Origin of the sequence: Pseudomonas lurida, assembly GCF_013522705.1 — a bacterium.
GTDB classification, from domain to species: Bacteria; Pseudomonadota; Gammaproteobacteria; order Pseudomonadales; family Pseudomonadaceae; genus Aquipseudomonas; species Aquipseudomonas quebecensis.
The window spans coordinates 90055-108180 of sequence record NZ_JAAMRE010000021.1 but is presented as its reverse complement, the minus strand read 5'-3'; the positions used below and the strand labels follow the sequence as shown (position 1 = coordinate 108180).

Here is an 18126-nt window from a genome sequence, read left to right as displayed (position 1 = left end):
CCATCAGGGACAGAGGCACCGCCTCACTTAAAGTCCGGATGTATGGCTGCAACCTTATCCCGTCTGTGTTTTCACGAATTGAGTGCTTGGCATACTGGGGGCGTCCATGTATGAGCGGGCTTGCCCCCGTTAGCGCAAGACAGCCAACACTAGTTGATCTGGCAGATCGCCATCAAGGGCAAGCCTCCTTCTCACGTTAAATCGCGATCAATCGGCCCAGACCATCGAGCAGTCGCTCAAGCGCGCCCTGGTTGGCCTGCATCACCTTGAGCCCCGCCTGCGCCATCTTGCGCGCATCCTGCGGCAGTTCGAATAACTGTCGCACGGCTTCGGCCAACCCTTGGGCGTCATCCACTTCGCGTAACGCCCCGGCTTCGCGCATCATTGCGGTAATTTCGAGAAAGTTGAATACGTGCGGCCCCATGATCACCGGCAAGGCCAAGGCTGCCGGTTCCAATGGGTTATGACCGCCGGTCGCTACCAGGCTGCCGCCGACGAAGGCGCTGTCCGCCAGGGCGTACAGAAACAACAGCTCGCCCATGGTGTCGCCCAGCAGCACCGAGGTCTGCGCCGTGACGGGCTCGCCGCTGGAGCGCCGAACCGTGGTAAAGCCTTGCTGCCGGCACAGATCGAACATCGGCCCGAAGCGTTCCTGATGGCGCGGCACCAGAATCAGCAACGCATTGGGGTAGCTGTCGAGAAGTTGGCGATGGGCCGCCAGCACCACTTCATCTTCGCCGGCGTGGGTGCTGGCGGCGATCCACACCGGCCGTTCAGTGGCGCCCCATTGCGCACGCAGCGCGGCGGCGCGGGCCGATAATTGCGGGTCGACGGTCAGGTCGAACTTGATCGAACCGGTCACCTCGACGGTTTCAGGGCGTGCGCCCAGGCTCAGGAAGCGCTGGGCTTCAGTCTGCGTTTGCACGGCCAACAGGCTCATCTGCGACAGCATCGGCGCGGTTAACTTGGCGAAGCGCCCATAACCTTTGGCCGAGCGCGCCGACAGCCGCGCATTGGCCAGCGCCACCGGAATGCCGCGCCGGGCACAGGCGTGGATATGGTTGGGCCACAGCTCGGTCTCCATGATCACTGCCAGTTTCGGCTGCACGCGATCCAGAAAGCGCTTGGCCGCGCAGGGTAAGTCATACGGCAAATAGCAGTGCTGGATGCGCGGCTCGTTGGCGAACAGGGCCTGGATCCGCTCGGAACCGGTGGGCGTCATGCAGGTGAGCGTGATCGGCAGGTGTGGATAACGCGCCAGCAACCCCCGGACCATCGGCGCGGCCGCGATGCTTTCGCCCACCGAGACGGCATGCACCCAGATCCCGCCCGGCTGCAACGTCGGCAAGCCATAGGAGAACCGTTCGCCCACGCGCTGGGCGTAAGCCGGCGCCTTGCGCGCGCGCAGCCACAGACGTAAGGCCACCAACGGCAGCGCCAGGTAAAACAGACAGGTGTAGAGAGTTCTATTCATGGCGGCGGAGTTTATCGACTTTTTCAGTCAATCGCCCGCAGACACTCGGCAAAACGCTCAGCGAGAAATCGCGCGGCAGGCCCCAGGGGCTCATCGCGCCGCCAGACCAACTCGACCACCAGTGCCGGTGGGGTCCATTCGCTGTCGAGTTCGACCATCAGGTTCTGGTAGGCGGGGTATTGCACCACGTGCCGAGGCAGCCAGGCCCAGCCCAGGCCACGGATCAGCCATTCGGCCAGCACGTAGAAGCTGTCGGCCCGCCAGACCTGCGGGCTGGCGGCTTCGCTGCCGGGATAGACACTGGTCTGGGTCGACATCAATAACTGGCGATATTGCGCCAGACCCTGGCAATCCACGCGGTTCTGCGCCGCCAGCGGATGCCGGCGCCCGCAGACCGTAACCATCTCCACACTGCCCACCACCCGACGCTCCAATGCTTCGGGAATTTGGTCGTGATAGAACAGCATGCCCAGGTCAGCCTTGCGCTCCACCAATTTGCGCGCGACATCGCCTTGGGCGGCGCTGGAAAGCTGCACTTCCAGATTGGGAAACTTCCCCGCCAGGGCGTCCAGGCTGTCGAGCACCGGCTGATACAGCATCGCCTCGTCCTGAGCCAGGCGCAGACAGGCTTCTTCGCCACGCATCAATGACAGGGCGCGTCCGCTGAGGCGTTCACACTGGCGCAAGACTTCGCGCGCCTCTTCGAGCAACACAGCGCCGGCTTCGGTCAGGCGCGGCTGGCGACCGCTGCTGCGTTCGAACAGACTCACGCCCAAGTCAGCCTCCAGCATTGCAATGCCGTTGCTGACCGCCGACTGTGCCTTGCGCTGCCCGCGTGCCACCGCCGAAAACGAGCGCTGCTCGGCCACGCTGACAAACAGACGCATCTGCTCCAGATCCCATTGAACGCTCATACGCAACCTATCTCTTATACGGATAGGTAATGACTTTACCCCATCCAGGCAGCGGCTAAAATGCCGGCCTGATTGACCCGCCCTACGCCGAGGATTTCCCCTATGAACGCTGCCTATTGCTACCTGGCCATCGCCATCTGCTCGGAAGTGATCGCCACTGTTTCCATGAAAGCTATCAAGGGCTGGAGCACCCCAATCCCACTGCTGCTGGTAATCGTCGGCTACGGCGTAGCGTTCTGGATGCTCACCCTGGTGGTGCGCACAGTGCCGGTGGGCGTGGCCTATGCCGTGTGGGCCGGGATGGGGATCGTGATGGTCAGCGTTGCGGCACTGTTTATCTACGGGCAGAAGCTCGACCTGCCGGCGATGCTGGGCATGGGCTTGATTGTGCTGGGAGTGGTGGTGATTCAGTTGTTCTCCAAAACCGCAGGGCATTGAGCCGCGGCCAACGTGTCGCACTGATAACGGGGCACTGCGCGCTATACTAGGCGCCCATTTCCAACGCAGAGGTCCCGCGCGCATGCCTATTTCCACCGACGTTCTGATTGTCGGCGCCGGGGTTGCCGGCCTCTGGCTCAACGCGCGCCTGCGCCGCCAGGGATTCGCCACGGTGCTGGTGGAGAGCGCCACCCTCGGTGGCGGACAAAGCGTCAAGTCCCAGGGGATCATTCACGGCGGCGCCAAGTATGCGTTGCACGGCGCCCTCACCGGCGCCTCCGAAGCCATCGCCGACATGCCGCGCCGCTGGCGCGAAGCCCTGGCCGGCGATGGCGAGCTGGACCTGTCCGGCGTGCGCGTGCTGTCCCAGGCCCACTACCTGTGGTCCCCCGGCACACTCGCCGGCAACCTCACCAGTTTCTTCGCCAGCAAGGCCGTACGTGGCCGGGTGGATCAGGTCAAGGGCGACGAGTTGCCGCCGGCTTTGCAAGACAAACGCTTCAAGGGCAAGGTCTACCGCCTGGCCGAACTGGTAGTGGACGTACCCAGCGTCATCGAGCGCCTCGCGCAGCTGGCCGGTGACAGCCTGCTCGCCGGGCAGCACATTGAACCGCTGCTGGACGGCGACAGCCTGGTGGGCTTGAAAGTGGACGGCCGCGAGATTCGCGCCCAACGCATCGTGTTGAGCGCCGGCGCCGGCACCGCAGACTTGCTCAGCGCCCTGGGCCTGAGCCAGCCGGCCATGCAGAAGCGGGCGCTGCACATGATCCTCGCCAAAGGCCCCGGCCTGAAGCCGCTGTACGCTCACTGCCTGGGCGGTGGCACCAAGCCGCGCCTGACCATCACCACGCACCCGGCCGCCAATGGCGAATGGGTCTGGTACATGGGCGGCGACATCGCCGAAGCCGATGGCGTGGCGCGCACACCAGAGGCACAGATCGCCACCGCGCAGCAAGAGCTGGCACACCTGCTGCCCTGGATCGACATGAGCCAGACCCGCTGGGCCACCCTGCGTGTCGATCGCGCCGAGCCCCTGCAGTCGGGCCTGAGCCGCCCCGACAACGCCTTCCTCGCCGAGCAGGGCCGCCTGCTGGTGGGCTGGCCAACCAAACTGGCCCTGGCGCCGGACTTCGCCGATCGCGTGCTGCACAGCCTGGAACGCGACGGCATTCAGCCTGGCGCCACGCAACCGCTGCCGGAACTGCCCAAGCCCGCCCTCGGCGTGCCCGTCTGGGAGACCCTGTTGCCATGAGCCTGCCTACCCTGCACGACCTGCATCGCCCGCTGGGCAGCACCGGCCTGCTCGTCTCGCCGCTGGGCCTGGGCACCGTCAAGCTGGGTCGCGACCAAGGGGTGAAATACCCCAATGGTTTCCAGATCCCCGCCGACGACGAGGCGCGCATGCTGCTGCGTCAGGCCCGGGAATTGGGCATCAACCTGATCGACACCGCACCAGCCTACGGCATGAGCGAAGAACGCCTGGGGCCGTTGTTGCGCGGCCAGCGTCAGGAGTGGGTGATCGTCAGCAAGGTGGGCGAAGAATTCGAGGCGGGCGTGTCGCGTCACGATTTCAGCGCCGCCCATACACGCCTGTCGATAGAACGTAGTTTGAAACGACTTGAAACGGATTTTATCGACCTGGTTTTGGTGCATTCGGACGGCAACGACTTGCACATCCTCAACGACTGCGAGGTGTACCAGACGCTGGCGCAGCTCAAGCACGAGGGCAAGATTCGCGGTTTCGGCTTCTCCGGCAAAACCGTCGAAGGCGGCGTGCAGGCTCTGGAACAGGGGGACTGCGCGATGGTTACCTACAATCTGAACGAACAGGCCGAGAAAGCCGTCATTGATTATGCGGCGGCCCACGGCAAAGGCATCCTGGTCAAAAAGGCCCTGGCCAGCGGCCATGTGTGCCTGGCGCCAGGAATGGATCCAATTCGCGCCAGTTTCACCTTGTTGTTTGCGCAACCGGGCGTCGCCAGTGCTATTGTCGGGACCATCAACCCGCTGCACCTGGCCCATAACGTGGCGACCGCTGCCCAGGTCATTCGTCAACTCTGATGCCGCCGACGCGGCGACGCCGTCGCAAGAAGGAGCCGACATGCCGCGCACGCTCATAAGAAAAAACCCCAGCAACTTCAAGACGCTGCCGCTTCACGTCGAAGCCACACCCGAAGGTCTGAGCTACCAGAGCGTCGGCATGCCGCTCAACTTCGCCCAGACGCTGCAACGGCGCAAACCGGTGGAAGTGCCGGATGCCGAGCGCTTCGCCGTGGAACTGGCCAACCTCGGGGTGTCGGTGCGACTGACCCTCCATTGGCAAAACCGTGATTACTGGGTGCTGGTGCGCCAACGTCGCCAGGACCGTGGCGACGTGGTGCTCAAGCTGATTTCCGGCTACGTCCCCGCCCACGAATTGAACCTGCCGCTGCACACCGCCATTCAGGAAATCGCCGAGGAATGCCTGCTTGAGACCCCCGAAGGCTGGCTCGGCGGGCGCTTCAACGAGACGTGGCTGCCGGCACCCTACTCCACCGCCCTGCATTACCGCGAAGCCCTGCCGTTTCGCCTCAGCCCGCTGTCCGGCGCCGCGCGCCCGGTACGCTGCGCGACCACTCAGTTGATCGAGCGGCCGCGAGCCTACGTGCATTTGCCGACGGCCTCGCTGCAATTGATTTACGACCTGCGCCTGGAAGTTCCGAAGGAAGCCAAGTCCTTGAGCCTGTTCCACGTGGACGAGCGTCTGGAAGGCGACCAGTTGGTGGCACGCCTGGATCGCCAGCGCCCGGACCTGTACCTGATGCCGCTCAAGGACGGCCAGCCACTGGCCGAGTTGTATACGGTCAAGAAGGATCAGCTGTACCCGGCCAGCACACGGGGCCTGTACCTGGCGGAAAGCTTCGCCCAGCAGGAAGGCTGGGTGGTGCGTGAAGAGCGGATTCGCTGGAAGGACTGGCTGCGCCAACAGGGGCTGGCTGAGCCTGAGAAAGAATCGAAATTGAAGCGCTTGACCGGCCGAGCGCGGCAGATGCTGCGCAAGATCGTGCCGAAGAAGAAACGAGCCACCTGAACCAGGCGTGAGCCCTGGCAAGCAGGCCTGACAGCGATCAGGCCCGCTTACCAGCGTTACTCATTGTTGCGGATTTTTTCAACAATCGCCGTGGTCGAGCTGTTTTCGACCAGGCCCAGCACTTTGACCGTGCCGCCGTAGGCGCTGACGATATCGGCACCTACCACCTGGTCGACCGAGTAGTCTCCGCCTTTGACCAGCACATCCGGCTTGACCTGGGCCAACAGGTTTTCCGGGGTCCCCTCGGGAAAGCTGATGACCCAGTCCACCGCGCCCAGACCCGCCAGGACCGCCATGCGCCGGTCGACGCTGTTGATCGGGCGGCCTGGGCCTTTGAGGCGGCTGACCGAGGCATCGTCGTTGACCGCGACGATCAAGCGATCGCCTTGGGCGCGCGCCTGCTCCAGGTAAGTCACGTGGCCGGCATGCAGGATGTCGAAGCAACCGTTGGTGAACACGATGCTCTCGTTATGGGCACGGGCATCGTCAATCGCCAGCAGCAATTGCTCAAGGCTCAGCACACCACGTTCCGAGCCTTCGGAACGCTGGATGGCGCGGCGCAACTCAGGCGCACTGATCGCAGCGGTACCCAATTTTCCGACTACGATGCCCGCCGCCAGGTTGGCCAGTGCCACCGCGTGCGGCAGCTCTTCGCCGGCAGCAATGGAGGCGGCCAATGTGGAAATCACGGTATCGCCTGCGCCGGTGACATCGAACACTTCACGGGCCCGCGCCGGCAGGTGCATGGCCGGGTGGCCGGGGCGCAACAACGTCATGCCGTGCTCGCCACGGGTGACCAGCAAGGCGCCCAGGTCCAGGTCAGCCATCAGCGCCGCACCTTTGCTGACCAGTTCGTGCTCATCGGCGCAACCGCCGACGATGGTTTCGAACTCGCTGAGGTTCGGCGTGATCAGGCTGGCGCCCCGGTAAATCGAGAAGTCCTTGCCCTTGGGATCGGCCAGCACCGGAATGCCCCTGGCCTTCGCGGCCTGGATCAGCATCTGATGGTTCTTCAATGCACCTTTGCCGTAGTCGGACAGCACCAACACCTTGATGCCTTCAAGCAACTCGTCGACCTGGTCGCTGAGAGCCAGTGCATCGGTGGCGAAGGGTTCTTCGAAATCGATCCGCAGCAATTGCTGATGACGACTCATCACTCGCAATTTGACGATGGTGGGCTGATGGGCGATGCGCTGAAACAACGCGCGCACGCCGGCGCCGCGCAGGCTGTTGACCAGGCTGTCGGCGGCTTCGTCGTCGCCGGTCACGCCGACCAGGGAGGCCGGCGCGCCGAGCGCGGCGATATTGAGGGCGACGTTGGCAGCGCCGCCCGGGCGGTCTTCGATTTGCTCGACCTTGACGACCGGCACCGGCGCCTCAGGGGAAATCCGTGAGGTACCACCATGCCAGTAACGGTCGAGCATGACATCGCCGACCACCAAGACGGGGGCTTGATCGAATCGCGGCATGGACAACTTCATGGAGCAACCCACATACAAAATGAACAGGGGCGCGATATTAGCACAGGGTTACAGGAGGTTTGCGGGAGGGTTTTGCAATGTGGGAGCCGGTCGCCGGCTCCCACACAAGGTTCAGGTAATGTCGGCGGCAATCGGTGCATCCAGGCCCATGGCATGCAGGCGGGCGTAGTAGCCGTTCTGTGCCAGGAGTTCGCTGTGCGTACCGCGCTCGACAATCCGGCCGTCGTCCATCACCAGGATCAGGTCGGCCTTTTCGATGGTGGACAAGCGATGCGCGATCACCAGGGTGGTGCGGCCCTGCATGACCTTGTCCAGCGCCGCCTGAATGTGACGCTCGGACTCGGTATCCAACGCCGAGGTGGCCTCGTCAAGGATCAGCAACGGCGCATTCTTGAGCAGCGCGCGGGCAATCGCCAGGCGTTGGCGCTGGCCGCCGGACAACAGCACACCGTTTTCGCCGACCTGGGTATCGAAACCCTTGGGCAACTGATCGATGAAGTCCTTGGCGTTGGCGTCCGCCGCGGCGGCTTCGACGTCCGCGCGGGGGGCGCCGGCCAGGTCGCCGTAGGCGATGTTGTTGGTCACGGTATCGCTGAACAACGTCACGTGCTGGGTCACCTGGGCAATATGCTTGCGCAGGTTGAGCAGCTTGTAGTGTTCAATCTCGATACCGTCGAGCAGGATTTCGCCACTTTCATGGTGATAGAAACGCGGGATCAGACTGGCCAGGGTCGACTTGCCGCTGCCCGAGCGCCCCACCAGCGCGATCATCTGCCCAGGCTCGGCGGTAAAGCTGATGTCCTTGAGCACATGGCGTTCGGTGCCTGGGTAGGTGAAGTTCAGGTTGCGCACGTCGAGGCGCCCGCTGACCTTGTCGCGCTCGATCGTGCCGTGGTCGATTTCGACCTCTTCGTCCAGCTGTTCGAAAATGCTTTCGGCGCCCGCTACACCCTTCTGGATCGTCGAGCTGACTTCCGAGAGCTGGCGGATCGGCTTGGGCAACAGACCGGCCAGCGTGATGTAGGCCACCATGTCACCGGCCGATGCATCGCCACGAAGATAGAGGACCAGGAACATCAGCACCGCCATCGCGGTGTAGATCACCAGTTGCAGCGCCGGCGTGTAGATTGCCCCGGTGCGTGTCATGCGCAACTGTTTGTTGGTGTTGCTCTGGCTGGCCTTGAGGAAGCGTTTTTCTTCATACACTTCGCCGCCGAAGCTGCGCACCACGCGGTAGCCCTGGATGGTTTCCGAAGCCACGTGAGTCACATCGCCCATCGCCACCTGAATCTTCTTGCTCTGCTTGCGAAATTTCTTGCTCGCCGTGCTGACCATCACCGCAATCAACGGCAGGATGGCGATCATCACCAGCGTCAGGCGCCAGTTCATGAACAGCAGCGAGGCAAACAGGAAGATCACCGTCATGCCTTCACGGATCACAACCTTGATCGCATCGGTCGCAGCGCCAGTGACCATGGTCACGTTGAAGGTGATACGTGAAATCAGATGCCCGGAATTGTGATTGTCGAAATAGCGGTTGGGCAGCGTCAGCAGGTTATTGAACAACTGCACGCGCAGGTCGTGGACCAGGCCCAGGGAGACCTTGGCCAGCAGGTAGTTGCCCAGGAACGAACCCAGGCCCTGCCAGGCGGCGATCAGGATGATCAGCAAGGGCACGGCTTGCAGCAACTGCAGGTCGCGCAGGTACGGCACGCTGGGGAAAAGCACGGCCTCAGGGTTGGACAGGCCGTCGACAAAGTATTTGAGGATGTAACCCAGCATCGGCTGGGTCGACGCGAAAATCAGAAATCCGAGGATACTCAGCGCGAACAAGCCCGCGTAGGGCCTCACATAACTGAGCAGACGGAAGTATATTTTCAAGCTCGAAGGGCTTGCGCTCGGACTGGAATCGGTCATATCACGCGGCGTTTTAAAAAAGGAGGCTGACTTTAGCACAGCTTCTCTGTTGTACTTGCACCCGGCATGACCCAATGCCGGGCTGGCCACAACCAGCGACATTATAATGCCACTACCTTAAGATGGTCGGCTTTCTCTTTCTGGAATGGCTTTTTATATGCACTCCAATCGCCTCAGTTATGGCAAAAATCGCGTCTTCGACTTCCTGGTCCTCTGGCTTCTGCCCATAGGCTTGTTGTTGCTTCTGAGTGCGCTGTTCTTTGTGACCAACCGCAATGTGCTGCACAAGTTCTACTACGGTCTTTTCAGCGCGCCGACCTTGCTGCTGCTGTGCCTGCGCCCCAGGGAAATCAAGGAGCTGTTGCGCGAGCCGCTGGCGATCGCGTTTCTGCTGTTTTCCGCCTGGGCGCTGATCAGTCTGCTTTGGAGCCCGGAGCACCATCCCGACACCGACTTGTTCAAGCGCCCCCTGCACACGTTCATGCTGTTCGCCGGTTGCGGGTTATTGCTGCATTACCGCCATGAACTGTTCAAGCCGATTTTCTTCAGTGCGGCGGTGATCGCATTGGTGGTGTGCGCATGCAACCTGGTGGTATTCATCCAGGCCTACGAGCCCGGGATGCGCATGATCGGCGGGCGCGGCGCTCTCGACAACCCATTGCTCAGCTCCCACGTATTCGGGTTTTTCTGCGTTTACTGGCTATATGTCTGCGTTACCACCCAACGCCTGCACGTGCTGTGGTTCAGCGTGCCCGCCCTGGCGATCATGACCGCCGCGGTCATCGCCACGGGCTCACGCACACCCATGGTGGCGTTGACCCTGAGCATCCTCTGGATAATCTTCATCAGCCGTAACCGCCGCGCTGCGCTGTTGATCATCGCACTGCTCGCTGGCGCTGCGGCGCTGCTGTTCTACCCCGAGATCATCACCACCCGTGGCAGCTCATTCCGCCTTGTGCTGTGGGACATGTCGCTCAAGCTCATCGCCGAACATCCCTGGATCGGCCACAGCTACGACTCCGAGCTGTACCTGACACTGGCCGACGGTTATCAACTGCGCGAGCCCCACAGCTTTGCCTTGGGCGTGCTGTATTACGTGGGCATCATCGGCTTTATCCCCTGGATCTTCATGCTCGGCTGGGGCCTGTACAAGAGTCTCAAGGAACGGGCGCAGCCGCTGTTCATCCTGGCGTCATCGCTGCTCGCCTACGGCATCGGCGCCGGCCTGACCGAAGGCGGTGGGATTTTGTCGCGCCCCAAGGAGCACTGGTTCCTGTTGTGGATTCCATTGGCAATCATCGCCGGCCTGAGCATCGCCCAACGTCGTCGCAGCGTGCTGGACAGGTCGGCTCAGCCGCTCAAGCCAGAAGCGTTCGAGCAACTGTGCAGCGATGCCCATGTCATAGAAGCCGATGGCCTGGGCCCGAAAGTGCTGCGGTTGTCCGACGGGCGCTTCCTCAAGGTTTTCCGCCCGCGCCGCTGGTACACCTCGGGCAGCTTCAACCCCTACTCTGAACGATTTGCGAACAACGCCGAGCGCCTGCGCACCCTGGGTATCCCCACGCCGCAGATCCTTGCCCTGTATGGAATGCGTGATGGCAGCAGCGCGGTCGTTTACTCGCCGCTGCCTGGCCTGACCCTGCGCCAGGCCCTGCAAAGCCTGGACAGCAGCCTGCGCGAGTCCCTGATCGAACGCTTTGGCCAGTTCATGGCCCAGCTGCATGAACGCGGTGTGTACTTCCGGTCGCTGCACCTGGGCAATGTGCTGCTGATGGATGACGGCGAGTTCGGCCTGATTGATATCGCCGACCTGCGCATCTTTCCGTCGCCGCTGCGCAACACCTTGCGCCAACGCAACCTGCGCCATATGCAGCGCTACCCGCAGGATCGCGCCTGGTTGTTCGAGACCCACTTCGAACAGTTGGCCAAAGGTTATGCCTGCATTGCCAGCCAGGGCGCCACCAATAAGATCCGCGAGCAGGTCCTGGCGCTGGCCCATCCCGCCACCTGATAAAAAAGGCGACTATCACTGCTGATAGTCGCCTTTTTCACCGCCTGCCCGCTCAGTGCTTGAGCGGCAGCAGATACAACCTCACCAGGCCGCGCAAAGTCTTGCGCCCCCAGAACTTCAGCGGGATCTGCCTGAGGATTTCCTTCGCCAGTGGCCGATCACGGTCGGCTGTCTTGAGGAACATCGAGTTCAGGAAGTTGTAGCGCACCGCGTCATAGGCCGGGTGTTCGCTGAACTTGGCATAGGTCTTGAGAATGTTCTGAATCATGTAGCGGTGGTTTTTGTAGGTATTGCTCGCGTGCTGCCGATAGCGCGCCATCACTTGGTCGAGGGCGTCGATGGTGTAGCCCGCCGCTGTGATTTTCAATTGGATCAGCAGGTCTTCCAGAGGAATCTGCGGGTCAAAACCTCCGACCTGCTCCAGCACTTCACGGCGAATCAGCATGGTCGGCGCCGGTGGGAAAGGCTTGCGATCCATGAAGATGTCATCGAAGTCGAGACGGCGAAATGGCACGTCGCGACGTTGTTTCTTCTCAGGGTGCAGATTACCGTCGCCGTCGATCAGCTCGATGTTGCCGGCGCACATCCCCACCGTTGGCTTGCCCTCCATGTACGCTACCTGGGTCGCGATACGATCGGGCAGCATGATGTCATCCGAACCGAACGGTGCGATCAGGCTCCCTTTCGCGCGCGCGATCGCACCATTGAGGGTGGCACTGAGCCCCTGATTCTGTTGCACCTGAAAGTCAAAACCGTGCTCGGCCTGCAAACGCCGGATACGCTCGACGCTGTCATCCTTGGAGCCGTCGTCCACCACCAGTAATTCGATATTGGGGTACGTTTGCCCCAGTACGCTGAGAATGCTTTCTTCGATATACCGGCCGTGGTTGTAGGACGCGATGATCACCGAGACCAGGGGTTGTGGCTGATTCATGCTCTACCTACTTCACGCAAACCGGTTTCAATCAGAGTCAGGTACTTGTGCTTGAATTCATCAAGCGTGTGGTTGGCTTGCAGATAGCGGAACACCTCTTCACCCTTGGCACGCAACTGCTCATCGCTCAGCGCCAGATAGGTATCCAGGGCCGCGGCCAACTGTTCGACATTGCCGGGGTCATGGGACAGGCCACCCGCGCCCTGTACCAGGGGCAGCATCGCAGGGCCATTGGAGGCAATCACCGGCAAATGGCCGCTCATGCCTTCCAGCAGCGCCAGGCCCAGGCCTTCGAACAGCGATGGCATGGTCCAGATGTCGAAGCCGCGCACGTATTTCATGCCGTCTTCGCGAAAGCCCAGCAAGTGCGCGCGGCCGGTCAGCCCCAGGCGCTCGATGTCCGCACGCAGATCGGCTTCGGCACGACCGGAGCCGATGATTCCGACCTGCGCTTGAGGGTATTTGTCCTTGAGCGTGGCGAACGCTTGCAGCAAATGGGTGTGGCCTTTGATCGGCACCAGGCGGCCCAATGCGCCGATCATCCGCGCATCCATTGGCAGGCCCAAGGCCTTGCGGGCGTCCTCGCGGGACAACTGCAACGCTTCTGCCTGAGGAATGTCGATGGCGTTGGTCACGTAGGTGGTGTTTTCCCGCGTGAACCCGCAGTCGAGGCCGACCAGGTAGTCCTTCACCGCCTCCGACACACCGACAAAGCGCCAGGCCGGGCTGACCCAGCGCCGAGTCTGACGTCGACGATAACCGCGCGCGTATTCGCCAAAACCATGGGAGATGCCGATACACAGCGGGATCTTCAACCAGCGGTTGAGCGATAGCATCATGTTCACCGATTTAAAGCGGTTACAGATGACCACATCGAATTTCTGCTCGCGGCAGTACTTGTAGATCTGCCACATGGCGCCAAAGCGAATACCCTTGAGGGACTTTTCCGGCAGCTCGAAATAATGTGAGTGCTCGGCGACGCTGAGGGGTTGGCCGGGCAGCGGGCGCCCGCTGAGAAAGCCGGATGTCACCTCGAAACGCTCAACCGGCAGCGATTTGACGATCTGCTCACCCAGGTCGGCGAAGTCATGGGTCTTGACGTTGTAGTCCGGCTGTAACTGCAAAACCTTGAAACGCGGCTTCATAACTCTCCATGCAGCGATCTGGCTACGGGCACACGGCCCGGTAAAAAGGAGCGACAGGCCCGGCCTGCCTTCAATGGGATTTCAGTCCTGCCTCAGGACCCACAACAGCTCGTGACGACGCACGGCCTTGCGAAAGAATTCATTTTCGCCATAGGGCGATGGACCACGGCCCGCCAGAACCTGCTGCAACCACTTGCGCACGCGGCGCTTGAACGGTGCTCGCGGCTGCAGGTCGTGCATCATGCCCAACGCCATGGCCTTGTCCCGCTGCTGACTCAAGGTCAGCGCAACACAGCAGGGCACAAGCTCAGCTGCCGAATCAAAATGCGGCGGCAGTGCGACTCCGGTGCCGGAGTCCCCCATGGGCCAGCGGTCGTTATCATGCAGGTGATTGGCGTAGCCGAGCAATGTGTCGGGTCGCCATTCCAGCCCTTGCAAGGCTTCAAGTACCGCGGCATGGGCACAGATATGATCGGCGTGGGGATCGAGCAAGGGCGTCGGCAGCACGATCACCTGTGGCCGCGCCTTGAGCAGCAGCGCGCGCAGATCGGCAACCAGGTTGTGCCAGGTCGGCGCGCCGTCCACATCGCCGGGCAGCGCGAAACCGTTGAACTGGCGAAACAGCCGCGTATCGCTCAACTCGGCCTCGCGCGAGGCCTGGGGTCGGTCCGGCGCGGCCTGCATTGCCTGCAGCTGCATACAGAAGTAACCCAGCTGCACACACTGCGCCTCCGGCACGCCAGCCCAGCGTGGCACGGCAATGCTGTCCCAGGCGCGCAAGCGCCCTTTGAGGCGCGCAGCCTCAGCTGTGGGCAGGCCCATGCGTTGATAATGTTCGGCTTCGATCTCACCTGCGGTCAGGGTCACGATCCAGCTTTCGGCCGCCTGACTGTAAAGACTGAACGCCGCCAGCTCAGCATCGTCGGCGTGCGGCGCGATCACCATGACCCGTTGCTGGCGATAGTCCGGCTGGCGCAAGCGCCACAGCACAGGCTGCCCTTTGATCCGACAAAACCGGCCGCGCAATTTTACCCTGCCCGCGGCCAATGCTTCGGCGGCGCCGGTCAGATTCAGATAACGACGCCCACCGACCCCACGCTCGAAGGCTTGGCGATCCGGCGCATCCAGGCCCAGCAGCTCCACCGCCGGATCGCAGAAACGCCCAAGCCATGAGCTTCGCAGTTCAATACCGACAATCAGCGTGTCGTCCGCGTCCAGCGGTGTATCCAGCAGCAAGCGTCCCGCCTCCAGGCGCAAGCCAGGCTGTTCGCTGCCGGCGGGAAACGCGTATTCATAGTTGTCTTTGGGCGAGTAAAACAGGTGGTCGGAAAACCAGGCCTCATGAGCCATCCACAGCAGCACTGCGAGGATCAACGGCAACCACCAGGCCACCAGTAAGCCGGTCGCGACCAGTATCAGCAAACTGACCAGCAGCGCGATGCGCTTGTTGCGCCGATGGCGCTTGAGCAGTTGCTGCTTGCGAGTCATAGGCTGAACACCGGCACCGGATTGCACCAGCGCTCCTTGTATTCACGGTCGGCGCGACCGAAGGAAAAGCGCAGTGACTTATCCGCCGCACGCGCCTGCTCCCAGGCACTCTGGGTATTGAGAAAACTCAGCACGCTGCCGGGGCTGAACGCACGGGTTTGCGGGTCGACGCCGCCGTTGACGTACTCGGCGCTGAACCACTCGCGAGACTGCACCTGATACACCAATTGCACGGCGATCGGGGCGTCATTGAGAAACAGCACCGAGCCGAACAGGAACTCCTTGAGCAACTCCAGCACCTCAGCCAAGCGCGCCGCGCCTGCCGCCGGAAACCCCCAGCGGCGCTGGAACAGGTCGCAATAAATCGCCGCCAGCTCCACGCTGGAGAACTCGCTGACCGCGCGCACCACACCGCCCGCTTCTTCCAGCAGGCGCAATTCGCGACGCTGGTTGTAGCGAAACTTTTTCGACAAGTCTTCAGGGGTGCGCGCCATGGCCAATTGTTCGGCCTGGGGCTTGAGGGTACCCACCCGCCCTTCATTCAAGGCCGACAGATAGCGTCCGCGATGGCGCACCGGCAACTGGGCATCGGCGGCAATCGGCAGGATGATCTCGGCATTGCCCAGGTCGAACAAGGCCTTCTTGCCGTTGCGCTTGAGCACGTCCTTGGACAGCGCCAGGTCGCGCCCCCACGTGGCAATCGCCCCCTTGAGTTCGCCGTCCTGTTCCCACCCCAGGTAGCGCACCGGAATCCGCGCCAGGCCGGCCAGACGCTCGACCACCTGCGGGTGAGTCGCCACGCTGCCACCGAAGCGCTGCCAGGCCTGGGCGTAAACCTCAGCCTCTACAGGCTGCCAGCCGCCACGTTCACGCCATGCCTGGAAGCGATTCAGCATTTAGACCACAGCGTCATAAGGGTCCACGCCATCCTTGACCACCAGGATGTCTTCCATGATCAGGTACTGCAGGTCGGAGCCGAAGAACATGTTCAGCGCGTCGGTGGGCGAGCAGATCATCGCTTCGCCACGGCGGTTGAGCGAGGTGTTCAACGACACACCGTTACCGGTGAGGACTTCCAGCTCTTTCATCATGTCGTAGTAGCGCGGGTTGTACTCACGCTTGAGCACTTGGGCGCGCGAGGTGCCATCTTCATGGACCACTTCCGGCACCCGGGTTTTCCATTCTTCGGCCACTTCAAAAGTGAAGGTCATGAACGGCGCCGGGTGATCGACCTTGATCATCTGCGGGGCTACGGTGTCGAGCATCGACGGGCAGAAAGGCCTCCAGCGCTCGCGGAACTTGATCTGGTGGTTGATGCGGTCGGCCACGCCGGTGGCGCTCGGGCAACCGATGATCGAACGACCGCCCAGCGCACGCGGGCCAAACTCCATGCGGCCCTGGAACCAGGCCACCGGGTTGCCGTCGACCATGATTCTGGCGATGCGCTGCGGCATGTTCTCGATCTTGCGCCAGTTCGGCTTGCTCTCGTGCTTGGCGCACGCGGCAATCACGTCTTCGTTGCTATAGGACGGGCCGAGGTAGACGTGCTCCATCTTCTCCACCGGCACACCACGGGCGTGGGACACATAGGCGGCCGCACCGACAGCGGTGCCGGCATCGCCGGACGCCGGCTGCACGAACAGCTCTTTGACGTCGTCACGGGCGATGATTTTCTGGTTCAGCTTGACGTTCAGCGCACAGCCACCGGCGAAGGCCAGCTTGCCGGTGTCCTTCAGAATGTCGCCCAGATAGTGGTCGATCATCTGCAAGGCCAGCTTTTCAAACAGCGCCTGCATGCTGGCGGCGTAGTGGATGTAGGGCTCGTCGGCGATATCGCCTTCGCGCTTGGGGCCCAGCCACTCGATCAGTTTCGGCGAGAAGTAGAAGCCCTTGCCCTTCTCTTTGTAGCGACGCAGGCCGATGACGTTGGCGTAGTCGGTGTTGATCACCAGCTCGCCGTTTTCAAACGAGGCCAGGCGCGAGAAGTCGTACTTGCTGGCATCGCCATACGGCGCCATGCCCATGACCTTGAACTCGCCGTCGAGCATTTCGAAACCGAGGAACTCGGTGATAGCGCCGTACAGGCCGCCGAGGGAGTCCGGGTCGTAGAATTCTTTGATTTTGTGGATCTTGCCGTTCTCGCCGTAGCCGAAGAACGTGGTGGCGTACTCGCCTTTACCGTCGATACCGAGGATCGCGGTTTTTTCCTGGAAGCCGGAACAGTGGTAGGCACTGGAGGCGTGGGCAAGGTGATGCTCGACCGGCTCGATCTTGATCTTCTTGGGATCGAAGCCCAGTTGCTCCAGGCACCATACGATCTTGTTGCGATAGCGCTTGTAGCGACGATTGCCCATCAGGATCGCGTCGAGCGCGCGGTCCGGGGCGTACCAGTAACGCTTGGCATAGTGCCAGCGCGCCTCGCCGAACAGGCTGATCGGGGCGAACGGGATCGCCACCACGTCAACGTCCGAAGGCTTGATGCCGGCCTGCTCCAGGCAGAACTTCGCCGACTCGTAGGGCATGCGGTTCTTTGCATGTTTGTCGCGTACGAAGCGCTCTTCTTCGGCGGCCGCGATCAGCTTGCCGTCGATATACAGGGCTGCGGAAGGATCATGGCTAAGGGCGCCGGACAGGCCAAGAATCGTCAATGCCACAGGGGTCTAGCCTCTTTTAGTCTGCATGCAGGCGGGTTGCGCCTGAAAAAAGTGCGCTTCCCGCCCAGGCGGGAAACAGCTAAAGGGCGGGATTATAGCTTAAAAGCAGTGGGAAGCTGTTAGCGGCAAGCGGCAAGTGGGCCTAGCGGTAGATCTCGATGCTGCCATCCTTGTTCTGGCGATAGATCGTATAAGGCAGTGCCAATGTGTCCAGTACGCCGGACGCCACGAACTCGACCGCGATGGCCGGTATCGAATCGCGCCCCAGCCCAATCTGGCCGCTGTCCTGCAGGTTCTTATCGGGGGCAGGCTCGCCATTAAGCGTACAGAACCCATAGATCACACCGCTGTAGATGCGCGGTACGTTGTCGCAGTGGCTGCGCGAATCCTTGAGATTCTGGCTGGTCACGGCGTCGGGGCGGAACACGGTGTTGATCGTGCCGCAACCGGCCAGCGCCAGCAGCACAGGCAACCATAAGACGCAGGGCAGAGTCTTCACAAACCGCTCCTTTTGCTTGTCATTAACGAAGCGTGCCACGCTAACATCGACGCCCCTGGAGGCCCAGCGTGGGAATGCCGATTTGCAGCGTAGGCTGATTC

General features: G+C 62.0%; 15 protein-coding genes. 5 read left to right on the top strand and 10 right to left on the bottom strand.

Annotated features, from left to right (window positions below):
- Positions 1-196: 196 nt before the first annotated feature.
- Together waaA and G7025_RS17640 are read right to left on the bottom strand one after the other, a co-directional pair.
- A complete protein-coding gene (gene waaA / locus G7025_RS17645; protein ID WP_181080417.1) occupies positions 197-1474 on the bottom strand; it encodes a lipid IV(A) 3-deoxy-D-manno-octulosonic acid transferase in 1278 nt (425 codons plus the stop codon).
- Between the two features lie 23 nt (positions 1475-1497).
- Positions 1498-2388 carry a LysR family transcriptional regulator gene (locus tag G7025_RS17640; RefSeq protein ID WP_181080416.1) on the bottom strand — a complete coding sequence of 297 codons (891 nt, stop codon included), beginning with the start codon at positions 2386-2388 and terminating at the stop codon, positions 1498-1500.
- A 102-nt stretch (positions 2389-2490) separates the two neighbouring features.
- Here G7025_RS17640 and G7025_RS17635 point away from each other — a divergent pair, with 102 nt between their 5' ends.
- The 4 genes from G7025_RS17635 (at position 2491) to G7025_RS17620 (ending at position 5896) form a co-directional block, all read left to right on the top strand.
- Positions 2491-2826 carry a DMT family transporter gene (locus tag G7025_RS17635; protein WP_034095574.1) on the top strand — a complete coding sequence of 112 codons (336 nt, stop codon included), beginning with the start codon at positions 2491-2493 and terminating at the stop codon, positions 2824-2826.
- Between the two features lie 82 nt (positions 2827-2908).
- A complete protein-coding gene (locus G7025_RS17630) occupies positions 2909-4078 on the top strand; it encodes an NAD(P)/FAD-dependent oxidoreductase (RefSeq protein WP_181080415.1) in 1170 nt (389 codons plus the stop codon).
- Positions 4075-4887: an aldo/keto reductase gene (locus G7025_RS17625; RefSeq protein ID WP_181080414.1), complete on the top strand. Its 813-nt coding sequence runs from the start codon at positions 4075-4077 to the stop codon at positions 4885-4887. The genes G7025_RS17630 and G7025_RS17625 overlap by 4 nt, the downstream gene beginning before the upstream one ends.
- 40 nt (positions 4888-4927) lie before the next feature.
- Positions 4928-5896, top strand: a complete 969-nt coding sequence (locus tag G7025_RS17620; protein ID WP_181080413.1) for a metal ABC transporter ATPase — start codon at positions 4928-4930, stop codon at positions 5894-5896.
- A gap of 56 nt (positions 5897-5952) precedes the next feature.
- Here the strand turns inward: G7025_RS17620 and hldE are convergent, their stop codons facing one another.
- A complete protein-coding gene (gene hldE / locus G7025_RS17615; protein WP_181080412.1) occupies positions 5953-7377 on the bottom strand; it encodes a bifunctional D-glycero-beta-D-manno-heptose-7-phosphate kinase/D-glycero-beta-D-manno-heptose 1-phosphate adenylyltransferase HldE in 1425 nt (474 codons plus the stop codon).
- Between the two features lie 111 nt (positions 7378-7488).
- Positions 7489-9294, bottom strand: coding sequence for a lipid A export permease/ATP-binding protein MsbA (gene msbA / locus G7025_RS17610; protein WP_181080411.1), 1806 nt, complete (start codon positions 9292-9294; stop codon positions 7489-7491).
- 157 nt (positions 9295-9451) lie between these two features.
- Here msbA and G7025_RS17605 point away from each other — a divergent pair, with 157 nt between their 5' ends.
- The gene (locus G7025_RS17605; protein ID WP_181080410.1) at positions 9452-11305 is read left to right on the top strand and encodes a bifunctional O-antigen ligase/aminoglycoside phosphotransferase family protein; all 1854 of its coding nucleotides are present in this window, start codon (positions 9452-9454) and stop codon (positions 11303-11305) included.
- A 52-nt stretch (positions 11306-11357) separates the two neighbouring features.
- Here the strand turns inward: G7025_RS17605 and G7025_RS17600 are convergent, their stop codons facing one another.
- The 6 genes from G7025_RS17600 to G7025_RS17575 form a co-directional block, all read right to left on the bottom strand.
- Positions 11358-12239: a glycosyltransferase gene (locus G7025_RS17600; RefSeq protein ID WP_181080409.1), complete on the bottom strand. Its 882-nt coding sequence runs from the start codon at positions 12237-12239 to the stop codon at positions 11358-11360.
- On the bottom strand, positions 12236-13384 hold the full coding sequence (locus G7025_RS17595) for a glycosyltransferase (RefSeq protein ID WP_181080408.1): 1149 nt from the start codon (positions 13382-13384) through the stop codon (positions 12236-12238). The genes G7025_RS17600 and G7025_RS17595 overlap by 4 nt, the downstream gene beginning before the upstream one ends.
- Positions 13385-13465: 81 nt before the next feature.
- The gene (locus G7025_RS17590) at positions 13466-14872 is read right to left on the bottom strand and encodes a PIG-L deacetylase family protein (protein ID WP_181080407.1); all 1407 of its coding nucleotides are present in this window, start codon (positions 14870-14872) and stop codon (positions 13466-13468) included.
- Positions 14869-15768, bottom strand: a complete 900-nt coding sequence (locus G7025_RS17585; RefSeq protein ID WP_181080406.1) for a GNAT family N-acetyltransferase — start codon at positions 15766-15768, stop codon at positions 14869-14871. Before G7025_RS17585 ends, G7025_RS17590 begins: the two co-directional genes overlap by 4 nt.
- The gene (locus G7025_RS17580; RefSeq protein ID WP_181080405.1) at positions 15769-17526 is read right to left on the bottom strand and encodes a carbamoyltransferase family protein; all 1758 of its coding nucleotides are present in this window, start codon (positions 17524-17526) and stop codon (positions 15769-15771) included.
- A gap of 142 nt (positions 17527-17668) precedes the next feature.
- Complete coding sequence (locus G7025_RS17575; RefSeq protein WP_181080404.1) at positions 17669-18025, bottom strand: YceK/YidQ family lipoprotein; 357 nt, start codon at positions 18023-18025, stop codon at positions 17669-17671.
- Positions 18026-18126: the final 101 nt, after the last annotated feature.